Origin of the sequence: Actinosynnema sp. NPDC023658, assembly GCF_040639995.1 — a bacterium.
Taxonomy (GTDB): domain Bacteria; phylum Actinomycetota; class Actinomycetes; order Mycobacteriales; family Pseudonocardiaceae; genus Actinosynnema.
Window position 1 is genome coordinate 1 of record NZ_JBFAAX010000789.1, and the last position, 2,625, is coordinate 2,625.

Below are 2,625 nucleotides of genomic sequence, written 5' to 3' on the forward strand. Positions count from 1 at the left end.
GCCTCGTCCCCACCCCGGAGGTCCCGGACGTCGCGCCGCTGCTGGTGACGACGGTCGCGGGGGGCGTGCTGGTGGTGCTGGTGGCGGCGTGGATCGCGGTGCGCTCGGTGCGTTCCGCGAGGATCGGGGAGTTGATCCGTGGTTGAGCACGTGTTGCGGCTGCGCGAGGTGGGCGTGGACTACCGCACGCCCGCCGGGTCGGTGACCGCGGTGTCGGGCGTGACGCTGGACGTGCCCGCGACCGGCATGACGGTGCTGGCCGGGCCGTCCGGGTCGGGCAAGTCGACCCTGCTGCGGGTGTTGAGCCTGGTGGAACGGCCCACGCGCGGCGGGGTGGAGCTGCGCGGGAAGGGCACCGCGCGGCTGTCGTCCAAGGCTCGGCGCGCGCTGCGGCGCCGGGAGGTCGCCCTGGTGTTCCAGAACCCGGCGGACAACCTCGTCGGTCACCTGGACGTGGGCGACAACCTGCGTGCCGCGGCGCAGGCGGCGGGTCGGGTCGCGCCGGTCGAGGAGCTGCTGGAGCAGCTGGGGCTGCCCGGCACGGCCACCTGGAAGGTGTCCGCGATGTCCGGCGGGCAGCAGCAGCGGCTCGCGTTCGGGTGCGCCCTGGCCCGTCAGGCCTCGGTCGTGCTGGCCGACGAGCCGACGTCGCAGCTGGACGCGGCGTCGGCGGACCTGGTGCTGGAGACGTTGGCCGACCTCGCGCGGCGGGGCGTGCCGGTGGTGGTGGCCTCGCACGACCCGAGGTTGATCGCGCTCGCGGACACGAGGTACGACCTGCGGAACGGGGTGTTGGCGGCATGACGGCGCTGCGGGCGACGGGGATCCGGCGGACGTTCCGGCACGCCGGCGGACCGGTGCACGTGCTGCGGGGCGTGGACCTGGAGGTGGCGGCGGGCGAGCTGGTGACCCTGTCCGGGCCGTCCGGGTCGGGCAAGAGCGCGCTGCTGGCCGTGCTGGCCGGGTTCGACCGGGCGGACGCGGGCACGGTGGAGGTGGCGGGCGAGGTGCTGACGTCCGCGCCGTCGTGGAAGGCGTGCGCGCTGCTGCCGCAGGCGCTGGGCCTGGCGGGCGAGCTGACGCTGGCGGAGAACGTCGCGCTGCCCGTCCGGCTCGGCCGCACCGGCGGTGACCTGGGCCGGGTGACCGAGCTGCTGGAGGAGCTGGGCATCGGTGAGCTGGCCGACCGGTACCCGGCCGAGGTGTCCTTCGGGCAGCAGCAGCGGGCCGCGCTGGCCCGTGCCGCGGTCGGGTCGCCGGTCGTGCTGCTGGCCGACGAGCCCACCGCCCACCTCGACCAGCACAGCGGGCCGACGGCCGTGCGGGTGCTGCGCCGGGCGGCCGACGAGGGCTCGGCGGTGCTCGTCGCCACCCACCACGACGAGGTGCACCGCGCGGCGGACCGCACGGTGGTGCTCGACGGCGGGCGGATCTCCGTAGGATAGGCGTCGATGTTGCGTCGATTCGTGGCCGTCGCCCTGGTCTTCCCCCTGCTCGCCCTGTTGCTGGTGGTCAGCGACTCGCCCTACCCCGCGCTGCCGGGGCCGGAGCGGGACGCGCCGCGCGCGCTCGTGGCGCTCGGTGACAGCACCATGGCCGGTGAGGGCGCGGGCTCCTACGAGCCGGGCACGAACGGCGAGAACGACAACTGGTGCCACCGGTCGACGAAGGCCTCGGTGCACTCCACCCGGGTCGAGGGCGTGGACAAGGTGTTCAACCTGGCCTGCTCGGGCGCGAACTCCGAGCAGGTCGGCATCACCGACCAGGTGCGCAACACGGAGGGCTCGCAGGCCAGGCAGCTGGCCGCCATCGCCCGCGAGTACCGGGTGTCGGTGGTCGTGGTGGCGGTCGGCGCGAACGACGACCCGCGGTTCGCCGACGTGCTGGGGGCGTGCCTGCGGGCGTGGATCGAGCACCGCACAGACTGCGCGAAGGCCATGGCCGAGGAGTGGAAGTCCCGGGTCGAGCGGATGACGCCCAAGGTGGAGCGGGCGCTGCGCGACGTCCGCCGGGTGCTCCAGGACGAGGGCTACACGCCGCGCTCGTACACGCTGGTGCTCCAGTCCTACGCCGCGCCGGTCGCGCCCGGCCTGCCGTTCGACCTGCAGAACCTCGCCGGGTGCCCGCTGCGCACGGGCGACCTGGAGTGGGTGCGGAACGAGGCGGTCGAGCAGCTCTCGGCGGGCCTGCGGACGGCGGCGGAGGCCGTGGAGGCGCGGTTCCTCGACCTGTCGAAGGCGGGCGAGGACCGCGAGGCGTGCATGGGCGGCGGCAAGCCCGAGGAGGAGTGGTTCACCCGGCTCACGGTGGACTTCGACGGCCTGCGGGACGAGGCACGGGCGCGGCACGCGTTGCAGGAGTCGTTCCACCCCAACGACCGGGGCTACGAGCAGTTCGGCCGGTGCATGTCGGAGTTCCTGGCCACGACGGCGCGGGAGGCGTCGTGCGTGGCCGGCGAGGACGGCAACCTCAACGCCGTGGTCGCGAAGGACTGACCAGCGCCACGATCTCTGCCGCCGTCCAGAACGGCGTGCGGCAGGCCAGGTAGGCGGCGGTCCGCTCGACGTCCCAGCCGTGGGCCTCGACGAGGCCGGACGCGAGCATCGCGAGGTAGGCGGCCGAGGG

Annotated in this window: 3 protein-coding genes; all 3 read left to right on the forward strand. The window is 74.7% G+C overall.

The features are described 5' to 3' along the window. Positions 1–138: 138 nt before the first annotated feature. From AB0G02_RS34780 to AB0G02_RS34790, 3 genes are read left to right on the forward strand one after another with little or no spacing between them, the layout of a single operon-like run. Positions 139–804, forward strand: coding sequence for an ATP-binding cassette domain-containing protein (locus AB0G02_RS34780; protein WP_360803047.1), 666 nt, complete (start codon positions 139–141; stop codon positions 802–804). Continuing rightward, positions 801–1,445, forward strand: coding sequence for an ATP-binding cassette domain-containing protein (locus tag AB0G02_RS34785; RefSeq protein WP_360803050.1), 645 nt, complete (start codon positions 801–803; stop codon positions 1,443–1,445). Before AB0G02_RS34780 ends, AB0G02_RS34785 begins: the two co-directional genes overlap by 4 nt. 6 nt (positions 1,446–1,451) lie before the next feature. Next, the gene (locus AB0G02_RS34790; protein WP_360803053.1) at positions 1,452–2,495 is read left to right on the forward strand and encodes a GDSL-type esterase/lipase family protein; all 1,044 of its coding nucleotides are present in this window, start codon (positions 1,452–1,454) and stop codon (positions 2,493–2,495) included. The last annotated feature ends 130 nt before the right edge of the window (positions 2,496–2,625 follow it).